The sequence below is a fragment of the Sphingomonas sp. ERG5 genome (genome assembly GCF_000803065.1).
In the GTDB taxonomy this organism is placed as follows: Bacteria; Pseudomonadota; Alphaproteobacteria; order Sphingomonadales; family Sphingomonadaceae; genus Sphingomonas.
In genome coordinates this window covers 98,637-117,460 of sequence record NZ_JSXI01000027.1, presented here as the reverse complement: position 1 = coordinate 117,460, position 18,824 = coordinate 98,637, and the positions used below count along the sequence as shown (strand labels likewise).

Genomic DNA, 18,824 nt, shown 5'->3' with positions numbered 1-18,824 from the left:
AGATGTGTATAAGACACAGCTTTAACAGTATATATGAACGCCCGATAACAGGCCCCTGTCAACATCGGAGACCTTCCCCATGCGTATATTTGTCACCGGCGCGACCGGCTTTGTCGGCGCGGCCATCGTTCGCGAACTGATCGCGGGCGGCCATGACGTACTTGGCCTCGCACGCTCCGATGCCGGCGCCGACACGCTCGCGGAGATGGGCGCCGAAACCCAGCGCGGCTCGATCGAGAATCTCGCAAGCCTTGGCGAGGGCGCACGCGTGGCGGACGCGGTCATTCACACCGCCTTCAATCACGACTTCTCCCGCTTCGCGCAGAATTGCGAGGACGACCGGCGCGCGATCGAGGCTTTGGGCGCGGCGCTTGAGGGATCCGATCGTCCCATGCTGGTGACTTCGGGTCTCGCGCTGCTTGCGCCGGGCCGGATCGCAACCGAGGCGGACAGCCCGTCGCCCGATTTCCTGCGCGCGTCCGAACGGGCAGCGGCCGCCGTCGCGGCGCGCGGGGTGCGTGTGTCCTCGGTACGCCTTGCCCCGTCCACGCATGGCGAGGGCGATCATGGTTTCATCCCGCATCTGATCGGCCTTGCGCGTGAAAAAGGCGTGGCGGCCTATATCGGCGATGGGCAGAATCGCTGGCCCGGCGTGCATCGGCTCGATGCGGCGCGGCTTTACCGGCTGGCGATCGAGCAGGGCGTCGAGAGCGGCCCCTATCATGCGGTTGACGACGTGGGGGTTCCCTTCAAATCGATCGCCGAGATCATCGGCCGCCGGCTCGGCGTACCGGTGATCTCCCAGACTCCGGAGGAAGCGGCTGAGCATTTCGGCTGGTTCGCGATGTTCGCCGGCATGGATATTCCGACCTCGAGCGAGCGGACCAGGAAAGCGCTTGGCTGGAATCCGCAACAGCCCGGCCTCCTCGCCGATATCGATCAGCCGGCATATTTTGGCGGCTGATCAGGGCGCGAGGCCGATCGAAGCCATGCTTCGATCGGCCTCGGACGCGGACGCCTCGCCTCCACCCGGATCATCCGCTATCCGGTCAGCCATGATCAAGACACTCATGGTGGCGGCCCGGGATCGCAATCGCCTCGCGGAGATCACGAGCATCGCCACGCGGTACGGGCTTGATGTCCTGCTCGTGCGCCTCGGACTCGAAGCGAAGGCGCGCGACGTCGATGGCGCGATGGACGCCGACACCCTGCCTCACCGCACCCGGCTCGCACTCGAAGCGCTGGGCCCGACCTTCGTGAAACTGGGGCAAATCCTCGCCACGCGCGCCGATCTGTTGCCGCCACACTGGATCGCGGAACTGGAGCATCTGCACAGCCGCGCACCGACTTTGCCGTTCGAGACATTGCGGCCAGAGGTCGAACTCGCCCTTGGCCAGCCGCCGGAGGCCGCCTTTGCCAGCTTCGATGCGACGCCGCTTGCCGCCGCCTCGATGGCGCAGGTGCACAAGGCGGTACTGGCCGATGGCCGACCCGTCGTGCTCAAGATCCGGCGCCCCGGGATCCGCCCGGTCATGGAAGCCGATCTCCGCCTGATCGCGCATCTCGCCACGATCGTGGAGAATGCCAATGCCGATGCGCGCCGCTTCGCGCCGGTCGCGATGGTCAGGCAATTGGCGCAGGCAGTGCTGGAGGAACTCGATTTCAGCAATGAGGGCCGCAATGCCGACCGGTTGCGCGACGATTTTTCCGGCAATGAGAAACTCGTCGTGCCGGAAATCCATTGGGAATGGACCTCCGAAGCGCTGCTGGTGATGGACTATGTCGATGGCGTGCCGCCCCGTGACGGCGACACGTTGCGCGCCGCCGGCATCGACCCCGCCGAGATCGCCAGCCTGAGCGCCGACGTCGTGCTCGACATGGTGCTGATCAACGGCCGCTTCCATGCCGATCCGCATCCGGGCAATCTGCTTTGCTTGCCCGGCAACCGTCTGGCGCTGCTCGACCTGGGCATGATCGGCCATGTCAGCCCGCGCCGGCGCGAGGAGTTTCTGAGCTTCGTCCAGTCGCTGACCTCGGGCGACCCGGGCGCGCTGGCGGACACGCTGGCGATCTGGTCGAAAGACAGTGGCGTACCCCGCGACCGCATCCTGCTCGCGGCGGAACAGTTGGTCGCGCGGCATGGCGGGCAGCGCCTGATTCTCAGCGCGATGGTCGCTGATTTCCTGCCCTTGCTGCGCAATGAGGGGCTGGTACTGCCGCCCGACCTGTTGCTGATCTTCAAGGCGCTGGTCACGGTCGATGGCGTACTTGCCGGAATCGAGCCGGGCTTCGACCTTTCCGCGGCAATGCGTCGATCCTATACGCGGATCCTTGCCGCACGCTTGTCGCCGGGAAGCTGGGGACCGGCGCTGGGCGCGGTGCTGTGGGAAATCGCCAAGGTGGGAGACGATGCCCCCCGCCTGATCCGTGCCGCGGTCCAGAAGCTCGAAAGCGGCCCGGCAAAGGTCGATACCAGCGAGAAGGACATTGCCCAGGCGATCGCCGCGACCGGACGATGGGTGGGGATGGCGATCCTGCTGGCGGGCGCGACGATCGGTTTTGGGGTGATCGTTGCCGCTTTTCTGCGCTGAGCACGCCCGCGCGGGGCCGTCCTTCGGGCAGGAATTCGTCAGATCAGAAGAGCATGATCCAGTCGGGCGAACCTCGCTTCCTGCCGGTCGCCACGAACCGGATACCAGCGAACAGAGGTCAGTCGAATGGGCAGGGCCAGAACGGCCCTCCGCTTCTCCCGGGCGCTCGCAGCCCCCTTCTACAGCGCCATCGACCTGGGTGGAATTGCCCCCGTTCGGGCTGAGCTTGTCGAAGCCCATACGCTGCGCGTGCCCTTCGACAGGCTCAGGGCAAACGGGGGTGGGTTAACCCAGCTCGAAACCGTTCTAGCGCGAACGCCCGCGCGCGGTCACCGGCCAGATATCGACCAGCACATCGCCTCGCACCACATGATAGGCGTCGTACAGATTGACGGTAGGGTCGCAGTGGGGAACCTGCAGGCTCACCACATCAGCGAGCCGCCGCCCCTCCCCCGAGGGAAAGATCGCACCATGTTCGTCGCCCATGAAGCGATAGGCGGCACCCTCGGGTGCGCCGTTCGCCACCACCGGCGAACCGCCATCGGTGGCGAACGCCTTGAAGCCGGCATCGATGGTGATCATGCCCGGCGTGTTGGCGCTGACCACGCGGGCATCGACGAACAACGACGTTTCGAACAATTGCTCGCCATGGCCACCCAGGTCGCACTCGGCATATTGCCGGTCCATGAAGACGTAGGATCCGACCTGGAGCTCGGTAAAGGCGCCGAGATCGCCATCGATGCGGTGCGTGCCGGTGCCGCCGCCACTGACGATGCCGGCCGGCGTTCCGGCGGCCTGGAGCGCCGTGACGATGGTCGTAAGATAGGCGGTGCGCTCCTCGATCGCCGTACGGCGATCGGCATAGGAGGCGATATGCTGATGCACCCCGCAATAATATTGCACGCCCTTGAAGCGGAGCGAGGGTTGCGCGGCGATGTCGCTTGCCAGTGCCACCGCGGCATCGAGCGAAGTGACGCCGGTGCGGTGGATGCCGGGATCGATATCGATCAGCACGCCAAGCGGCCGATCGGCGGGAAACACCGCCGCCAGCGCGCGAACATTATCGGGATGATCGACCACCACCATCAGGTCGGCGATCCGGTCGTGAAGCGCCTTCAGTCGGGCGATCGCCGGGGCCGAGACCACCGGTGACGTGATCAGCACGCTGTCGACCTCGCCGCTGTCAGTCAGCGCTTCAGCCTCGCCGAGCTTCGCGCAGCAAATGCCCACGGCCCCCGCCGCGAGTTGCAAGCGCGCCACATCCAGGCTTTTGTGCGTCTTGGTGTGCGGCCGCAGCTTCACGCCTTTGCCCGTAGCGAAATCGGCCATGCGCGCGATATTGCGGTCGAGCGCATCTCGATCGATGACCAGCACCGGGGTGTTCAGCGCGGCGCGCGACCCGGGCAGGTCGATCAGGTAATCATGGAGGTGGAGGTCGGTCATATGGCTGCCCTGACGATCAAAGACGTGAAGATCAAGCTGATGGCGGGTCGATGCCGAACAGGCTCGTCAGATGCGCATTGGCAAATTTTGCGGTCGGGTCCGTGTCGCGCCGGATCGCGCCGAAGCGTTCGGCCATCGGATAGAGATCATGGACATCGCGCGCGGTCAGATTGTGCCGCTTGGCCCAGTGCGGACGGCCGCCATGGGCGCGGAAGATCGTCTCGGCCCCCGCGAAGACCGCTTGCCATGGCATCTTGGTATATTGGTGCATCGAGACCGACGCGCCCGGCCCCTGGTTGAACGGACTGAGCCAGATATCGTCGCCCGCGACGATACGATATTCGAACGGGAAGCTGACCGGCAGGCGGTTCTTGCGAATCCAGGCGACGACCTCGTTCAGCGCCGCGAAACCGGCAGCGCGCGGCAATTCATATTCCATCTCCTCGAAGCGTGTCGTGCGATCCGACGGAAATACGCTATAGGCGGGGCCGCGGCGGCTTCCCTTCCCGATCAGGCGCATCAGCGTCCGCTGCAGCACCGGCGTCAGCGTCGGCATTACGGTCGCCAGTTCGCAATAGAATTTGAAGATGCCCTCCGACATGTCCGACGTCGCCTTGGGCTCGGGCGTCGGATCGCATATGTCGAGCGTCTTGAGGATCGCTTGATCGGAATAGGGGAAAAGCCAGAATTCGACATGGCGGTGCCGCTTCTCGAGTTCCGGCCATTGTTCGATGATTTCGGCCAGCGGCATGATACTAAGCCGCTCCACCAGATGATAGGCCGGCAGGATATCGACCTCGATCCGCGTGACGACGCCGAGCAGCCCCAGCGACAGCCGTTGCGCCTGGAACAGGTCGGGCCGCTCGGTGGCGCTGCATTGCACCATCGAGCCATCGGCCAACACCAGCCGGAAGCCGCGCGCAAACGTCGCGAGGCTGCCAAGCTCCGCGCCGGTGCCATGCGTACCGGTCGAGACCGCCCCGGCAAGCGACTGCGGATTGACGTCGCCCTGATTGGGCAGCGAATAACCCTTGTCCCACAGCGCGCGAGTCAGGCGAGCCAGGCTCCAGCCGGCTGGTGCCCAGGCGCTGCGGCCATCGGGCGCGATCTCGATGCTGCCCTCCAACGAGTCGAGACACAGCAACAAGCCATCGGTTTCGCACAAGGGCATGAAGGAATGCCCGGCACCGACCACGCGCACTTTGCCGGCCTGGGCGATCCGTTTGCTCAGATCGTCCTCAGTCACGGGATGGACGATATCGGCGGGCCGCGCCACGACACTGCCTGACCAGTTACGCCACTCGGTCATGCTGCTCCTCCATTGTCTTCACCACGCAGCACAAGGCGCAGCATCCGTGCAGCTTCGGCAAAAACATCATCGCGGGGGATGCTGTCCTCCTCGCTCAGCATCTCATCAGTGACGTAGCCGAACTCGACCGCCATCCGGACGCGGCGCCACAACACGTGACGGGGCAGTTCGGGAAAGAACGGCGCATAAGCCTCGACCTGGCGATCGGTGACGTAGCGGTGCGATTCGATCCGGACATGCGCGAGCTTCGGCGTGGCGTGGAGCGCCCGCTCGATCCACACACCGCCTGGCTCGGATTCGGTTACCCGCGCCGTCTCGCGCAGCAATTCCTCGATATTGGCGGTGACGACATCGATACCGTGCGGCAGATGACGCTCCATCCAGGCGACCAGCACCTGATTCTGACGCTCCATCAGGCGCCAGCCAAGCGCCTCGATCACCGCATATTTATCTTCGAAATAGCGATAGAGCGCCGGGGGCGTCACGCCGGCCCGATTGCAGATCAGGTTGGTCGAGATACGCTCCATCCCGATCTCGGCCAGCAACGCGCCGGCGACATCGAGCAGATGTTCGCGAGTCTGTTGTGCGCGCGCCTGTTTGGGCGGCGCTTTGGGTACGGCACCGGCATCGGCCGGGGCGGCCGCGCCTGATTTCGTCATGTTCGTCAAGTTTCACTCTCAATGGTGTTGAAGATCTGGCGCGCGCTGACGCGATGCAGCCAGGTCGTGATGATCAGGAAAAGGCACAGTGCGGCGGCCCCCAGGCCCAGTGCACCGCGAGTCTCGGCATCGCTCACCAGCATCGAGGCGAAGAGCGGGCCGAGACTTGCACCAAGCAGCTGTGCGCCACCCAGCAGCACCGCGGCGCGGCGCGTCGGGTCGGCCTCGATCGCCATCGGCACGAGAAAGGGCAGCGCGAACAGCCAGAGAAAGCCGAACAAGCCCGACAGGACCAGGAACAGCCCGGCGGGGGGAAGCAGCGCGAACCCGCCCAGCACCGCCAGACTGGCGAGGCCGCACAGCGTCAGCATATGGCTCCAGCGCACCCGGCCCGCGAGCAATGTCGCCAGCGCGCCGCCCGCCACCTGGCAGGCAAGCGAGATCGACACCGCGGCGCCGATCACCATCGGCCCATGGCCCGCCTGACGCGACAGCGGCTCGGCATAGACCCAGACGGCGCCGATCGACACGAGATAGAAAAATGCCGCCAGGAGCGCGATCCAGCCGCGCATGACGGGGAATCCGGCGGGCCCGCCATCCGCCGCGCCACCAGGCAGCGGCACATATTGGTTCGGCAGCGCGAACGCCGCCGCCATCGCCACGAGACATAATATGGCAAGCGACACGAAGCCGCCATCGACACCCCAATGCGGCATCACCGTCGCCGCCAACATCGCCGCCAGGAGAAACTGGGCCAGCGTCTGGACAGTCAGATAGATGCCGGCCCAGCGCTCCGGCGTGGGCGAACGCGCGATCATCGACAAGGTGATCCAGATCAGAACGCCGCTCGGCACCCCCGCGGCGGCGCGGGCCAGCACGAGATCCGGCCCCTGCAAACGCGCGGTCAGCGCATCGATCGCCGCCAGCGCCAGGCAGGCGAGCACGGCAATCAGGCGCAGCCGCACCGGCTTGAACAAAGCGCCCGCCAAAATCGCGGCCGCCCCCATGGCGAGCAATTCGACGGTCGCGGCATATCCGATCTGCGCCGCGGACAGCCGTCCGCTTTCGGCCAGTGCGCCGAGGAGCAAGGGCTGGAGTCCGGGGATCATGATGCCCACGACACCGAAGATCAGCGCCGCGACGATCTCCCGCCCCGACAAAGCGTGACCGCCGACCCAGTGAGTGGAGTCCGTCGCGTTGATCGTGGTGCTGTGCGCGGTCATGAGATCAATGTGCCCCGGCAAAGACCGGCGGACGGCGCTGCGCCCAGGGGCACGCCTCCTCCAGCTCGAAAGCGAGTTCGAACAGCATCCGTTCCTGCCCCACATCGGCGGCGAACTGCATGCCGACCGGCAAACCGTCCGGCGTCCAGTGCAGCGGCACGCTCATCGCCGGCGCGGCGACGTAATTCTGCAAATTGGTCAGGTTCATGAAGTTGAAGATCCGCTCCGACAGGATCATCGGCGGCACGTCACCGGCGATTTCGCCGATCGCAACCGGCGGGGTGAGCAGGACGGGCGACAGGATGACGTCGAACCGCGCGAACCAGCCGCGATAAGCCGCGATCATGCCGCGCTGGCGCGCCATCGCGGCATCCACGTCCGCTGCGCCGAACCCAGCGCCAAGGCGTGCCAGGTTCAGCGTGAACGGCTCGAACATCGTCTCGTCGGGTTCACGGCCAAGCATCCGGCGTGCCATGCCGACCGCCGCCGCGGCGCCGGTCGAGAAAGCGAGAGCGAAATCGCGACCAAGAACTTTACCGTCGATCGGCCATGATGTGGGTTCGACATGATGGCCGAGCTGCTCAAGCAACCCGAGGGCAGCGTTCAGGCTGTCAGCCACATCGGCATGTGGTCTCTGACCGGCGACGCCCTCGCTCAGATAGCCGACCCGCAACCGGCGTCTCGCGGGGCCGGTGACCAGCCCGACAAAGGGCAAGCCGGACTCCGGGACTGGGCGTTCGGTGGCCGCGAACAGGCCTGCCGAATCCCGCACGCTACGGCTCAGGCAATGTTCGACGGTCAGGTCGAACCGCCCCGCCGGCGCCTGTTCCTCGACGAGCCGGCCCGTCGAGGGCTTCATCCCGAACAGGCCGCAGGCCGATGCCGGGATCCGGATCGATCCGCCGCCATCGGCCGCATCAGCGAATGGCACGATGCCGGCGGCAACGGCCGCCGCGGAACCGCCAGAAGAGCCGCCGGGCGTCCGGGTCAGATCCCAGGGGTTCCGCGTCGGTCCAAAGGCGAGCGGCTCGGTCGTGGGCAGAAATCCGAATTCGCCCAGCGCGGTCTTGCCAATGACCACCAGCCCCTGCTGCTCGAGCTTCGCGATCGACGCACTCGGCGCGGTGGCCGGGGGCAAGCCCCTCGTCATGCGCGAACCCCAGCGCGTCGGTGCGCCGGGCATGTCGTACATATCCTTGACGAGATAGGGCACGCCGGCGAACGGCCCGTCCAGGCCCGGTGTCGCGGCGCGTGCGCGGGCTTGCTCGAACAAGGGCGTCACGAGGAAATTCAGCACCGGCTGCAATGCCTCTGCCCGTTCGATCGCGGCATCGACTGCCTCGACCGCGCTGATATCGCCGCGCCGGATCATCGCCGCCATTTCGGTCGCGTCGGCCACCGGCGTGAGATTCCCCCGACCCGTCATGCGACACCCCGAATTTGCCGGATCATCACGACGCCGCACAACGCCAGGCAAGCGGAGAGCGCATAAAGCATGGGATAGCCGGAATAGCTCACCACCAGCGCGGCGATCGCGGGCGCCAGCACCTGGGGCAGCGCATTCGCCACATTGATCACGCCAAGGTCGCGGCCCCGGTCAGCGGCGCTGGGCAGAACCTGGGTGATCAGCGCGAACTCGACCGAGGTGTAGATGCCGAAGCCGGCACCCAGAATGGCCGCTGCGATCAGCGCGCCGGTCCAGCCGGGCCCCGCCGCCAGCACCGCCATGCCGCACGCCAGCAGGATTCCTGCGACCATGACGAAGATCTTGCGCCGCCCCAATCGGTCCGACAGCAACCCGGCCGGGATCATGACCAGCACCATCGTCACGACATTGACCGCGGTCATCGTCACGACATCGCCGGCCGGATCGGTCCGGTGCATCACATCGCCGAGATAATAGAGCAGATACAATGTGCCGACGGCATAGACGAGATTGATCGCGAAACGCGTCATCCACGCCCAGCCCAGATCGGGATGAAGCCGCGGATCGATCCAGAACCCGGCGAGGAAGGGCTTCCAGGCAAAGGCCGGACGAAGCCGCCGGTCAAGGACGAGATCGCGGCGCAGCATGAGATAGGGCAGCGCCGCCACGATCAGGATCGCGACACACATCAGATAGGCCGCGGCGATGCTCGGCAGCGCCGCTTCCGCCGCCGCGACCCCGCAGACAAGGCCCAGTATCTGCGCAATCCCGAGCCAGCCGCCGACTGACCCGCGCTGCGCGACGGGGACCTGATCCGGCACCGCCGCCACCACCGCCGCAAACATAGCATTGAGCGAGACCTGCGCCAGGCACCAGCCGATCACCATCACCGTTACGCTTTGCGCCGTGGCGAGCAGGACCAGGCTGGACGCACCCCCGACAGCACCGAGGAACACCCAGGGCAGCCGCCGCCCGAACCGCGACACCGTCCGATCGGAGAGCGCGCCGAACAACGGGTTCGCGATCAGCGAACAGACCGCGCCCGCCGCGGTGACGATCCCCAGCACGGCCACCTTGTGCTCGGGCGAGATCGCCTGCGACTGAACGCCGAGGAGCAACTGAATCGGCCCGAACAGGGCGACCCACAACCCGAAATTCGCCGCCGATATCGCCGCGACCCAGGGCCATTTCACGGCAGCCCGGGGTTCGTCGACCACCGCCTGCCAGGTCGTGGGCGCGGCAGTCGTCATGCGTCGACGACCGCCTGAGCCCGGATCAGGTCGCGATACCAGAGATAGGAATCCTTGGGCGTGCGCACCATCGAGTCATAATCGACATGCACCAGCCCGAAGCGCTGGTCATAGCCCGCCGCCCATTCGAAATTGTCGAGCAGCGACCAGGTGAAATAGCCGCGCACATCCGCGCCGTCATCCATCGCTTGCCGCAGCGCGCGAAGATGGCCGTCGAGAAAATCGATCCGGCGCTGGTCGGCAACCCGGCCCTGGGCATCCGGGCCATCGGCATAGGAACAGCCATTCTCGGTGATGTGGATCGGCGGCAGCGCATCGCCATAGCGTTCGCGCAGCAGCCGCAGCATCTCGGCCAGCCCATCGGGAATGACCGGCCAGTCGAAATCGGTGCGCGGATAACCCTCGATCTCGGGCAGGTCGAACGGCAGGTCGGACGGCATCTCGAAGGAATCGACATGCCGCACCTGCGCATTGGGCGCCCCGACCCGCACCGGATTATAATAGTTGAGCCCATACCAATCGAGCGGCGTGGAGATGATCTTCAGATCGTCCTCGACCGGGCCTGGCATCGCCGCATCAAGCCCGTCGGGATAACGTCCGAACAGCAACGGGTCCGAATAGAGCCAGTTGACCAGTGTTTCGTAAAAGCCCGCCGCGCCGCGATCCTCGGCGGAATCGCTCGCCGGCCAGACCGGCGCCTGATTGTTGGCGATCCCGATCTGGCGGCCGCCCGCCGCGCGGAGCGCCTGCACCGCAAGCCCGTGCCCAAGCAGCTGATGATGCGCGACCGGCAAAGCGCCGATCCCGAGCGCACGGCCCGGCGCATGCGCGCCAAGCGCATAAGCGAAGTTCGTCAGCACCATCGGCTCATTGAGCGTGATCCACATGCCGACCCGGTCGGCCAGCCGCTCCCCGACGATCGCGGCATAATCGGCGAAACGATACGCGGTATCGCGGTTGAGCCAGCCTCCCGCATCCTCCAGCGGCTGCGGCAAATCCCAATGAAACAGCGTGACGACCGGGTTGATGCCGGCCCCACGCAGTTCGTCCACCAACCGATCGTAGAATTCCAGTCCCGCCGGATTGACCGCACCACTCCCCGCCGGGACGATCCGTGGCCAGGCGATGGAAAAGCGATAATCGGTCACGCCGAGATCCCGCATCAGCGCGACGTCTTCGCGATAACGGTGATAATGGTCGGCCGCCCTGGCGCCGCTGGAACCATCGATGATCCGCCCGGGTTCGCTGCAGAACGTGTCCCAGGTGGATACCCCGCGGCCATCCTCGGTCACCGCGCCCTCGATCTGATAGGCGGATGTGGAGACTCCCCAGCGGAAATCAGCCGGGAAGCGCGGCGGTGGCAGTGTCGTCGTGGAATTCATGATCAGTACCGAACCCCGAGCTCGACGCCCCAGAAGCGCGGGCGATCCATCCGGACATAGGGCGTACCGAGCGTATCGGCCGAAATCAGATTGAGCGTTCGCGGCGTGCGGACGTCGAACAGATTGTCCGCGAACAAGGCCACCGAAAAACGGTCGTCGGGCAAGCGCCAGCCGATCCGCGCATTGACGATCTGACGGCTCGATCGCAATTTCTTGAGCTTGGAGAAATCGACCAGGCCCGCGATCGACGCATCGCTGCCTTTCACGGGATCGGTTATCGCACCATTGAGGCGGACGCGGGAGGTGTAGCTATAACTGGCGTCGGCAAAAATCGCCGAGCCGCTACTCAGTCGATGAGCATAATGTGCTCCGAGGACGAAACGGAATTTGGGCTCACCAGTTGGCTGGCCGGAAATATCGACGTCTCGCTCTGTGCGCTTCAACCAGGTCGAGTCGATATAGCTCGCGACCCCACTCAGCTTCAGATCTTTCGACACCACCAACTGGGTTTCGAGATCGACGCCATAGGCCTCGCTATCGCCCGACCGCGTGACATATTGCGGGATGCCGGATCCGGAGACGGTTTCCAGGCTGATCGACTGGCGATTGGCATATTTGAAATAATAGCTCGAGATGTTGAACCGCAGCCGCCGGTCGAACAATTCGGCCTTCGCGCCCGCCTCGTAACTCCACACCGATTCCGGCGCGAAGAAGGAGTTGATCTGGACACTGTTGAACCCGCCCGCCTTGTAGCCGCGCGTCGCCGAGGCGAAGAGCATGACATCGTCGGTAGCCTTGTAGTCGATCACGAAGCGTGGGCTGACGTCGGAGAATGTCTCCTTGCGGTTGAAGCGGACGCCCTCAAGCGGGCCGGCGTTGAAAATGAGATCGCCGATGGCCGCATTGAGGAAGGTGTTGACGTCGATTATCTCAGCATTGGGGAACAACGGCGCACCGACGATCGCATTATAAAGGGCCCCTGGAGCCGCCACTGTATCGAGGCCCGGCGCGACATGACGATCGTTGAGCCAGGCGAAGCTCTTCTCGTCACGCGTATAGCGCAGACCGACCGTAAGATTGAGCTTGGGTGTCACCGACCAAGTGGCGTCGCCAAACGCCGCATAGGATTTGTTGCGGGTATAGTTGTTCATGTCCTCGCGCCAGGGTAGACCAAAGACCGGCAAGCCGAAGCTGTCGAGGATGGAGAAAACCGGGAATCCCGCCACGGCTCCAAGCGCGGTATTGACCGAATCCGTGAACAAGGTAACCCGGCTCGTCTGCCGCCCGCGCTCCTGGAAATAGCTCAGCCCGGCAACCAGGTTCAGCGTGTCGCTCGAATGCGCCAGCCGCAACTCCTGATAGAAGCTGCTGTTCTTCTCGATATTCTCGGTGTCGAGATAGCGCGCGCGGATGTTGGTGCCATCCTCATCCTCGCGGTTGCTGGTGTGGAATTGCTTATAGGCGCTGATGCTGGTCAGCGTGACCGGGCCGAAGTCGTGATTGGCGGTCAGCGTCACCGCATTGAGAATGCGCGCTTCACGCGACTTGAGCACATCGTTGGTGAAGGGCCCATCCGGATCCTGGCTGAGCGCGAACTTGCTGATCCCGATTGCGGCAGGGCCGTCCTTGTCGGTATCGTCATGATCGTAGCTGAGCGTGATGTCGGTATCGCTGTTCGGCTCGTAACGCAGCGCCGCGCGACCCGACCAGTTATTCTCGCGCTCGTACCGCGCCCCGGTAACCGCATCGGTCAGATAGCCGTTGCGTTTGTTGTACACGCCATTGACCCGCAGGAAGAGCGTATCGGTGATCGGCACATTGACCATCGCATCGATGCGATGCTTGCCATAATTACCGATCCGCACCGTCGCGGCAGCCTCCAGCTTGTCGACCGGCTTGCGGGTAATGATCGAGATCGCGCCCGCCGACGTATTGCGGCCGAACAGCGTGCCCTGCGGCCCCTTCAGCACTTCGACGCGCTCGACATCATTGAAGAAGATCAGCGCCGCGCCTGAACGCGCCGAATAGACGCCGTCAATGAAGATACCGACCGCCGGATCGGTGCCGATGCCGAAATCGTCGGTACTGACACCGCGGATCGTAAAGGACGGCTGAGTCACCGAGGAGTCGTTGATCGACAGGCCCGGCGTGAAGGTATCGAGATCGCCGATGCTCTGCGCGCCAAGCGATGCGATCGCCTCCGCGTTGAAGGCGGTGATGCTGATCGGCACATCCTGCAACGACTGTTCGCGCTTCTGCGCGGTGACGATGATGTCGTCGAGACCTGAATTGTCGCCTGAATTGCCAGTCGCCTGACCCGCCGCCTGACCCGCCGCCTGACCCGCCGCCGTGGCGGGGTTCCCGGCCTGCGCTTCCTGCGCCAGCGCCTGACCACTTACCGCCACCGCGACGACGCTCGCCGCCATCAGCCATGTGTTCCGATATCGCATCGCCCACCCCTTTCCCTGTCCCGGGTATTGGAATGAAATCTAGCCATGACTATTATGTAGTCAAGGCTATATTTTAACGATTGGAAATTGCGTCCTAATTCAAACGAAACAGCCTATCTCAGCGAGATTCGGTGCCACCGGATAGCCAGTTACCTTGACCCCGGCCGCATCGAGCCAGGCATGCGCATCGATTGGCTTCTCATCGCCTCGGCCTGCGCCGAAATGCATTACCGTGGGAATGCCGCGCCGCCGCAGCATCATCTGCGCCGCCATGGCCTGTTGCAGGCATACCGAACGGAACGGCATGAACGGCGCGGACGCGCGCACTGCCCAGCCTATGTCCCGGGCAAGCCTGATCTGCCTGTCGGTCGCGCCTTCGGCATGGGCAGCGACACGCGGGTCGGTCGGCGGCACGAACGCGCCCAGTCGCCTGGCGATCCTGGCGAACGGGAACAGCAGCAGCGAGATGCGCGCAATGAACATGCTTATCGCCGCTTCGATCACCAGCGCGCGCCGGTGATGGCCGACGCCGCCAAGCGTGCGGACCTTACGGGCGAGTGACCGCAACCGCGCCATGTTTTTCCATTTGTTCGAGGAACGCTTCGACTTCGCTGCGACAAATATCGGGCTCGATCACGAACTCACGCTGCAAGGCAGCGCACACCGCGTCGATGTCGCTCGGCGTCTCGATCAATTCCCAGATGCGTGCACCCACCTCGTTGACGCCAAGATAATTGCCCTTTTCGGCGCTCATCATCATGATCTCGTCGCCCACGCGCGCGCTAAGCCAGTCACCCCGTCGTTCGATCAACCCGCCATCCTTTCAGCCATATTCTGCGTCGGCGCATAACCAAGCCGCGCCATCATCGGGGCATGGTCACGCTCGATCCGCGCGACCTGTTCCGCATTTAATTCATCGCGCCACCCGCCCGAAACCCCGCGGCGGAAGAAACTACCGGGCCCCTTACCTGATTTGGGCCGCGGCGCTTCGCGAAATCCGCGCGCCTCTTCCTGTTTCTTCAGTTCGCCGAATGCGGCAAAGTCGGCGGCGCGCGCAGTTTCCTCGGGGGTCGCATCGATACCGGCAAAGGCGAGCGCCGTCCGCAGCACGCCACTGGTATCGGCATGCATATCTTCATAGCGCACCAGATGGACCGGAATGTCGGTCTGCGTCAGCCATGCGTCGATGAACCTGCTCCAGCCCGCAAGTCGCTGGCGCAGCTGGTTGGGCTGGCGATCGCGATGACCGCAAAAGCTCGAGTCGATATCGGCCATGAACCCGATCGCCTCGTCGATGCTGGTACGATTGTGGTTGGCCAGCGACGGCGCGACGTCTCGCGGATCGCGCACGATCAGGATTGCGCCATCGGCGCCCTTGGCCCCGGCCATCAATGCGCTGCCATCGACGTTATAGCTGTAGGAATCGTGCGTCTTCACGAAACGGGTGTGGCCGATCATCGTCTCGACTTCGTCCGGGTCTTCGTCGATGACTTCTTGCGCCAGCGCCGCGTAAACCAGGGGGCGCAACGCGTCGCACTCCTCGTGCGTCAGCAGTGCGGAGGGAAACATCATGATCGAATCGAACCAGCCGCGCGTGCTGGCGATACCGCTGCGCTCCGGAATATCGTTGATATCGACCGGCACGTCGCGGCGCAGATTGGCGACCAGCATCCGGAACCAAGTATTGCCCGATTTCGGATAGGAGGCAAGCCAGTAGGTCTTCCTCAAGCCGCACGCTCCAGCAGCTCGAGTTCGCGCCAATGCGCCTCGAGCCAGCCGATCACGGCGGGAAATTTGGCGAAGTTGAGCTCGCGGGTCAGCGTGAACACGCCGGCGCGCTGGCTGATCGCCGCCGCCGCCTGGAAATAGAGTGGCTGCTGTTTCATCCGCCGCACCATTGCCGGGCGATAGGCATTACCGCGCACCATCAGCGCACCATCGACGATATTGGGGCGCTGGATTCCCGGAACCGCCGGCGGCCGCGCTTCGCGCAGCACATAGATCGCGGCCAGCGGCAGCGCGACAATCGACGCCGCGCGCGGTTCGACATAGAATTTCTCCAGCACCTTGCGCACCGGCGCCGCGCGGCGTTCGCTCATGTCGAGTTTGTCGATCGAATTCTGCCAGAGCTTCAGCTGGCGCCCGTCGGGCTGGACCCAGGGCAATCCATCCGAATCCATCGAGATGCCGCAGAAATCATCGGTGACCAGATCATAACCGGCGTCCGACAAGGCTGCGGCCAGGGTCGACTTCCCGGCCCCGGACGGTCCACAGAACAGCACTGCGCTGTCACGAACCCGGACCGCACTGGCATGGAGCACGATGCGCTCGCGCTGATGCAGCAGAATGCCGAAACCCGTGCCGCTGACGAATATCGCGGCTTCCTCCCGGGCGATACCGTTAGCGGTCGCGAAGATGATCTCCCGGCCTTCGATCAACAGCATGTGAAGGATGCCAGGGACTTCGAGCAGGAAACGGCCATCGGCGACTTGCCAGTTCGGGCCGGACGATTCCACCTGATCCAATGTCGCTGGAACATCGCCTTCGCGAATGACCACGTCGGGGCCGACGCCCGGCACATCGTCGGCGGCGATCAGCCCAGGCAGGATCAGCTCACTCGCGACCGTGAGCCCGGAAACGGTATAGTGATACACGCGCGCTATCCCCATGACGCCGACCACCCCCGTGGCCACCCCGTTTGTGGCCATTTTACCGTTACCGCGCAACCGGATGCTATGTCCGGATTGGCCGCTTCCGTCCCGCTTTGACGGCGATCAGGCCGCCGCCTGGTCCAGCGCCTCGCTTGCCTCAAGCCATTTGGCCTCCGCGGCCTCCAGCTTCTCGGCGACATCGGCACGGCGCTTCATCAATTCGCTCATCGGCAATTTGGCCAGCGCCGGTTCGGCGGTCGAGGGATCGAACATCGCCTTGTCGAGCGCGCTTTGCTCGGCGGTCAGTTTGATCGTCACGGCCTCGGCATCCTGCGCCGCCTTGCGCAGCGCCTGCGCCTTTTCGCGATCCTGCGCCGCCGCCTTCTTGTCCTTCTTCCCGCCCTTGGCGCCGCCATCCTGTTTCGGCTGGTTCTTGCCCAGGATCAGGTCGGTATAGTCTTCCAGGCTGCCAGTGAACTCGGTCGCGGTGCCGTTATCGACCAGCACCAGCCGATCGGCGGTCAGCTCGATCATGTGGCGATCATGGCTGACCACCACCACCGCGCCTTCATAAGCGTTGAGCGCCTGGACCAAAGCCTCGCGCGCATCGACGTCCAGATGGTTGGTCGGCTCGTCGAGGATCAGCATATGCGGCGCGTCGCGCGTGATCAGCGCCAGCGCGAGACGCGCGCGCTCACCACCCGACAGCTTGCCGACCTTGGTCGTCGCCTTCTGCCCGGAAAAACCGAACCGCCCAAGCTGGCCGCGGACCGCGGCGGGTGAACTGCCGCCCATCATCCGCGTCATATGTTCGAGCGGCGTATCGTCGCCATCGAGCTCCTCGACCTGATACTGGGTGAAATAGCCGACGCGCATCTTGCCCGACGCGGTCATTTCACCTTCCATCGGCGTAAGCTGCGCGGCGAGCAGGCGCGCGAGCGTGGTCTTGCCGTTGCCGTTGCGCCCTAACAGCGCGATGCGGTCGTCCGGATCGAGCCGCAGGTTGAGCCGGCGCAGGATCGGCTTGTCCGCGGTATAGCCAACCGCCGCCATGTCGAGCGTGACCAACGGTGGCCGCAACTCGTCGGGGTTGGGAAAATCGAACGACAGCGTCGGGTCTTCGGCCAGCGCGGCGATCGGCTGCATCTTGGCGAGCATCTTGGCGCGCGACTGCGCCTGTTTGGCGGTCGAGGCACGCGCGCTGTTGCGGGCGATATAGTCCTGCAGCTTGGCGCGCTGCGCATCCTGGCTGGCTTTGGCGGCGGCGAGTTGCGCGGCGCGTTCGGCGCGTTGCTGTTCGAAACTGTCGTAACCGCCGGTATACATCGTCACCTTGCCGCCCTCGAGATGAAGGATGGTGTCGACGACATTGTTGAGCAGATCGCGCTCATGGCTGATCACGACCATCATCGCCGGATAGGCCTTGAGGAAATTCTCCAGCCACAGCGTCGCTTCGAGATCGAGATGGTTCGACGGTTCGTCGAGCAGCAGCAGGTCGGGCTCGGAGAAGAGCAGCGACGCCAGCGCAACGCGCATCTTCCAGCCACCCGAATAGCTGTCGAGCGGGCGATTCTGCATTTCCTCGTCGAAGCCGAGGCCGACCAGGATACCGGCGGCGCGTGCCGGCGCGGTATAGGCATCGATCGCCATCAGCCGCTCATAGACTTCGCCGAGCCGGTCGGGGTCTTCGCAGGTCTCGCTTTCCTCAAGCAAGGCGGCGCGTTCGGTGTCGGCGCCAAGCACCGCCTCGATCGGCGTGGTCACGCCCGAGGGCGCTTCCTGTGCGATATAACCGATGCGCGTCTTGCGCGGCATTTCGATCTCGCCGTCATCGGGCTCGAGCTGGCCGATCATCACCTTCATCAGCGTGGACTTGCCCGCACCATTGCGGCCGATCAGGCCGACACGGCTCTTCGGCGGCAGCGCCGCACTCGCGCGATCGAGAATCGTCCGCCCGCCCAGGCGCACCGTGATACCGTTGATATTCAGCATGGGCGCGCCCCTAGCATGGGAAATGGCCGGCCCCAAGTCCCTGACCGGGCCATGGGCGCGAAAGCGCATGGAACAGACCGATCGCGCGCCGACTCAGTCGACATCCGGGCCGGTATCCGGGACGGCGGCTACGCCCGACATCGTCACGCGATCGCCAGGCCGGTCTGATTCAGATCATTCCCGAACATCGTCATATCGACTCTCCGCCGCACGATGTGCAGCGCGGGGATAAGCCGTCCGACCGCCCCGCTGAATCGAGCGCGCATTGAAACGATCAGAGCCTGCCATGACCATCCCTGCCATGACCATCATCGCCATTTTTCCCGATACTCCCGCAGCACACCGGAAAAACTCCCGTGCGGATCCATCAAAATTCCCGCAGCTTTTCCCGCAGATTCCCGCAGAACGCTCAAAAAAGCGTTTTCCCGCAGCGTCTCCCGCAGCTGCG

15 protein-coding genes are annotated in these 18,824 nt (G+C 64.6%); 2 read left to right on the top strand and 13 right to left on the bottom strand.

The annotated features are described in order from the left end of the window. Nucleotides 1–79 precede the first annotated feature (79 nt). Together OO12_RS11565 and OO12_RS11560 are read left to right on the top strand one after the other, a co-directional pair. Nucleotides 80–964 carry an SDR family oxidoreductase gene (locus OO12_RS11565; protein WP_034158834.1) on the top strand — a complete coding sequence of 295 codons (885 nt, stop codon included), beginning with the start codon at nucleotides 80–82 and terminating at the stop codon, nucleotides 962–964. Between the two features lie 91 nt (nucleotides 965–1,055). After that, nucleotides 1,056–2,591, top strand: a complete 1,536-nt coding sequence (locus OO12_RS11560) for an ABC1 kinase family protein (RefSeq protein ID WP_034158833.1) — start codon at nucleotides 1,056–1,058, stop codon at nucleotides 2,589–2,591. 306 nt (nucleotides 2,592–2,897) lie between these two features. Here OO12_RS11560 and OO12_RS11555 read toward each other — a convergent pair whose 3' ends face one another. From OO12_RS11555 to OO12_RS11495, 13 genes are all read right to left on the bottom strand, one after another. Then, entirely contained in the window at nucleotides 2,898–4,034 is a 1,137-nt protein-coding gene (locus tag OO12_RS11555; protein ID WP_034158832.1) for a DSD1 family PLP-dependent enzyme, read from the bottom strand. Nucleotides 4,035–4,065: 31 nt separating this feature from the next. Next, a complete protein-coding gene (locus OO12_RS11550) occupies nucleotides 4,066–5,343 on the bottom strand; it encodes a D-arabinono-1,4-lactone oxidase (RefSeq protein WP_034158831.1) in 1,278 nt (425 codons plus the stop codon). Next, a complete protein-coding gene (locus OO12_RS11545) occupies nucleotides 5,340–6,002 on the bottom strand; it encodes a TetR/AcrR family transcriptional regulator (RefSeq protein ID WP_052215769.1) in 663 nt (220 codons plus the stop codon). The genes OO12_RS11550 and OO12_RS11545 overlap by 4 nt, the downstream gene beginning before the upstream one ends. Before the next feature lie 5 nt (nucleotides 6,003–6,007). Next, nucleotides 6,008–7,225 carry a hypothetical protein gene (locus OO12_RS11540; RefSeq protein WP_052215768.1) on the bottom strand — a complete coding sequence of 406 codons (1,218 nt, stop codon included), beginning with the start codon at nucleotides 7,223–7,225 and terminating at the stop codon, nucleotides 6,008–6,010. A 4-nt stretch (nucleotides 7,226–7,229) separates the two neighbouring features. Further along, complete coding sequence (locus tag OO12_RS11535) at nucleotides 7,230–8,651, bottom strand: amidase (RefSeq protein WP_034158830.1); 1,422 nt, start codon at nucleotides 8,649–8,651, stop codon at nucleotides 7,230–7,232. Then, nucleotides 8,648–9,901, bottom strand: coding sequence for an MFS transporter (locus tag OO12_RS11530; RefSeq protein WP_034158829.1), 1,254 nt, complete (start codon nucleotides 9,899–9,901; stop codon nucleotides 8,648–8,650). Before OO12_RS11530 ends, OO12_RS11535 begins: the two co-directional genes overlap by 4 nt. Continuing rightward, nucleotides 9,898–11,283 (bottom strand): GH1 family beta-glucosidase, encoded by a 1,386-nt coding sequence (locus OO12_RS11525; RefSeq protein ID WP_034158828.1) that lies wholly within the window; start codon nucleotides 11,281–11,283, stop codon nucleotides 9,898–9,900. Before OO12_RS11525 ends, OO12_RS11530 begins: the two co-directional genes overlap by 4 nt. A gap of 2 nt (nucleotides 11,284–11,285) precedes the next feature. Then, complete coding sequence (locus tag OO12_RS11520) at nucleotides 11,286–13,733, bottom strand: TonB-dependent receptor (protein WP_034158827.1); 2,448 nt, start codon at nucleotides 13,731–13,733, stop codon at nucleotides 11,286–11,288. A gap of 99 nt (nucleotides 13,734–13,832) precedes the next feature. Further along, on the bottom strand, nucleotides 13,833–14,309 hold the full coding sequence (locus OO12_RS26875) for a lasso peptide biosynthesis B2 protein (protein WP_052215767.1): 477 nt from the start codon (nucleotides 14,307–14,309) through the stop codon (nucleotides 13,833–13,835). Continuing rightward, nucleotides 14,281–14,544, bottom strand: a complete 264-nt coding sequence (locus OO12_RS11510; protein WP_034158826.1) for a PqqD family protein — start codon at nucleotides 14,542–14,544, stop codon at nucleotides 14,281–14,283. Before OO12_RS11510 ends, OO12_RS26875 begins: the two co-directional genes overlap by 29 nt. Continuing rightward, on the bottom strand, nucleotides 14,541–15,461 hold the full coding sequence (locus tag OO12_RS11505) for a sulfotransferase domain-containing protein (RefSeq protein ID WP_034158825.1): 921 nt from the start codon (nucleotides 15,459–15,461) through the stop codon (nucleotides 14,541–14,543). The genes OO12_RS11510 and OO12_RS11505 overlap by 4 nt, the downstream gene beginning before the upstream one ends. Continuing rightward, the gene (locus OO12_RS26870; RefSeq protein ID WP_160296788.1) at nucleotides 15,458–16,441 is read right to left on the bottom strand and encodes a hypothetical protein; all 984 of its coding nucleotides are present in this window, start codon (nucleotides 16,439–16,441) and stop codon (nucleotides 15,458–15,460) included. Before OO12_RS26870 ends, OO12_RS11505 begins: the two co-directional genes overlap by 4 nt. Before the next feature lie 66 nt (nucleotides 16,442–16,507). Continuing rightward, entirely contained in the window at nucleotides 16,508–18,376 is a 1,869-nt protein-coding gene (locus OO12_RS11495) for an ABC-F family ATP-binding cassette domain-containing protein (protein ID WP_034158824.1), read from the bottom strand. Nucleotides 18,377–18,824: the final 448 nt, after the last annotated feature.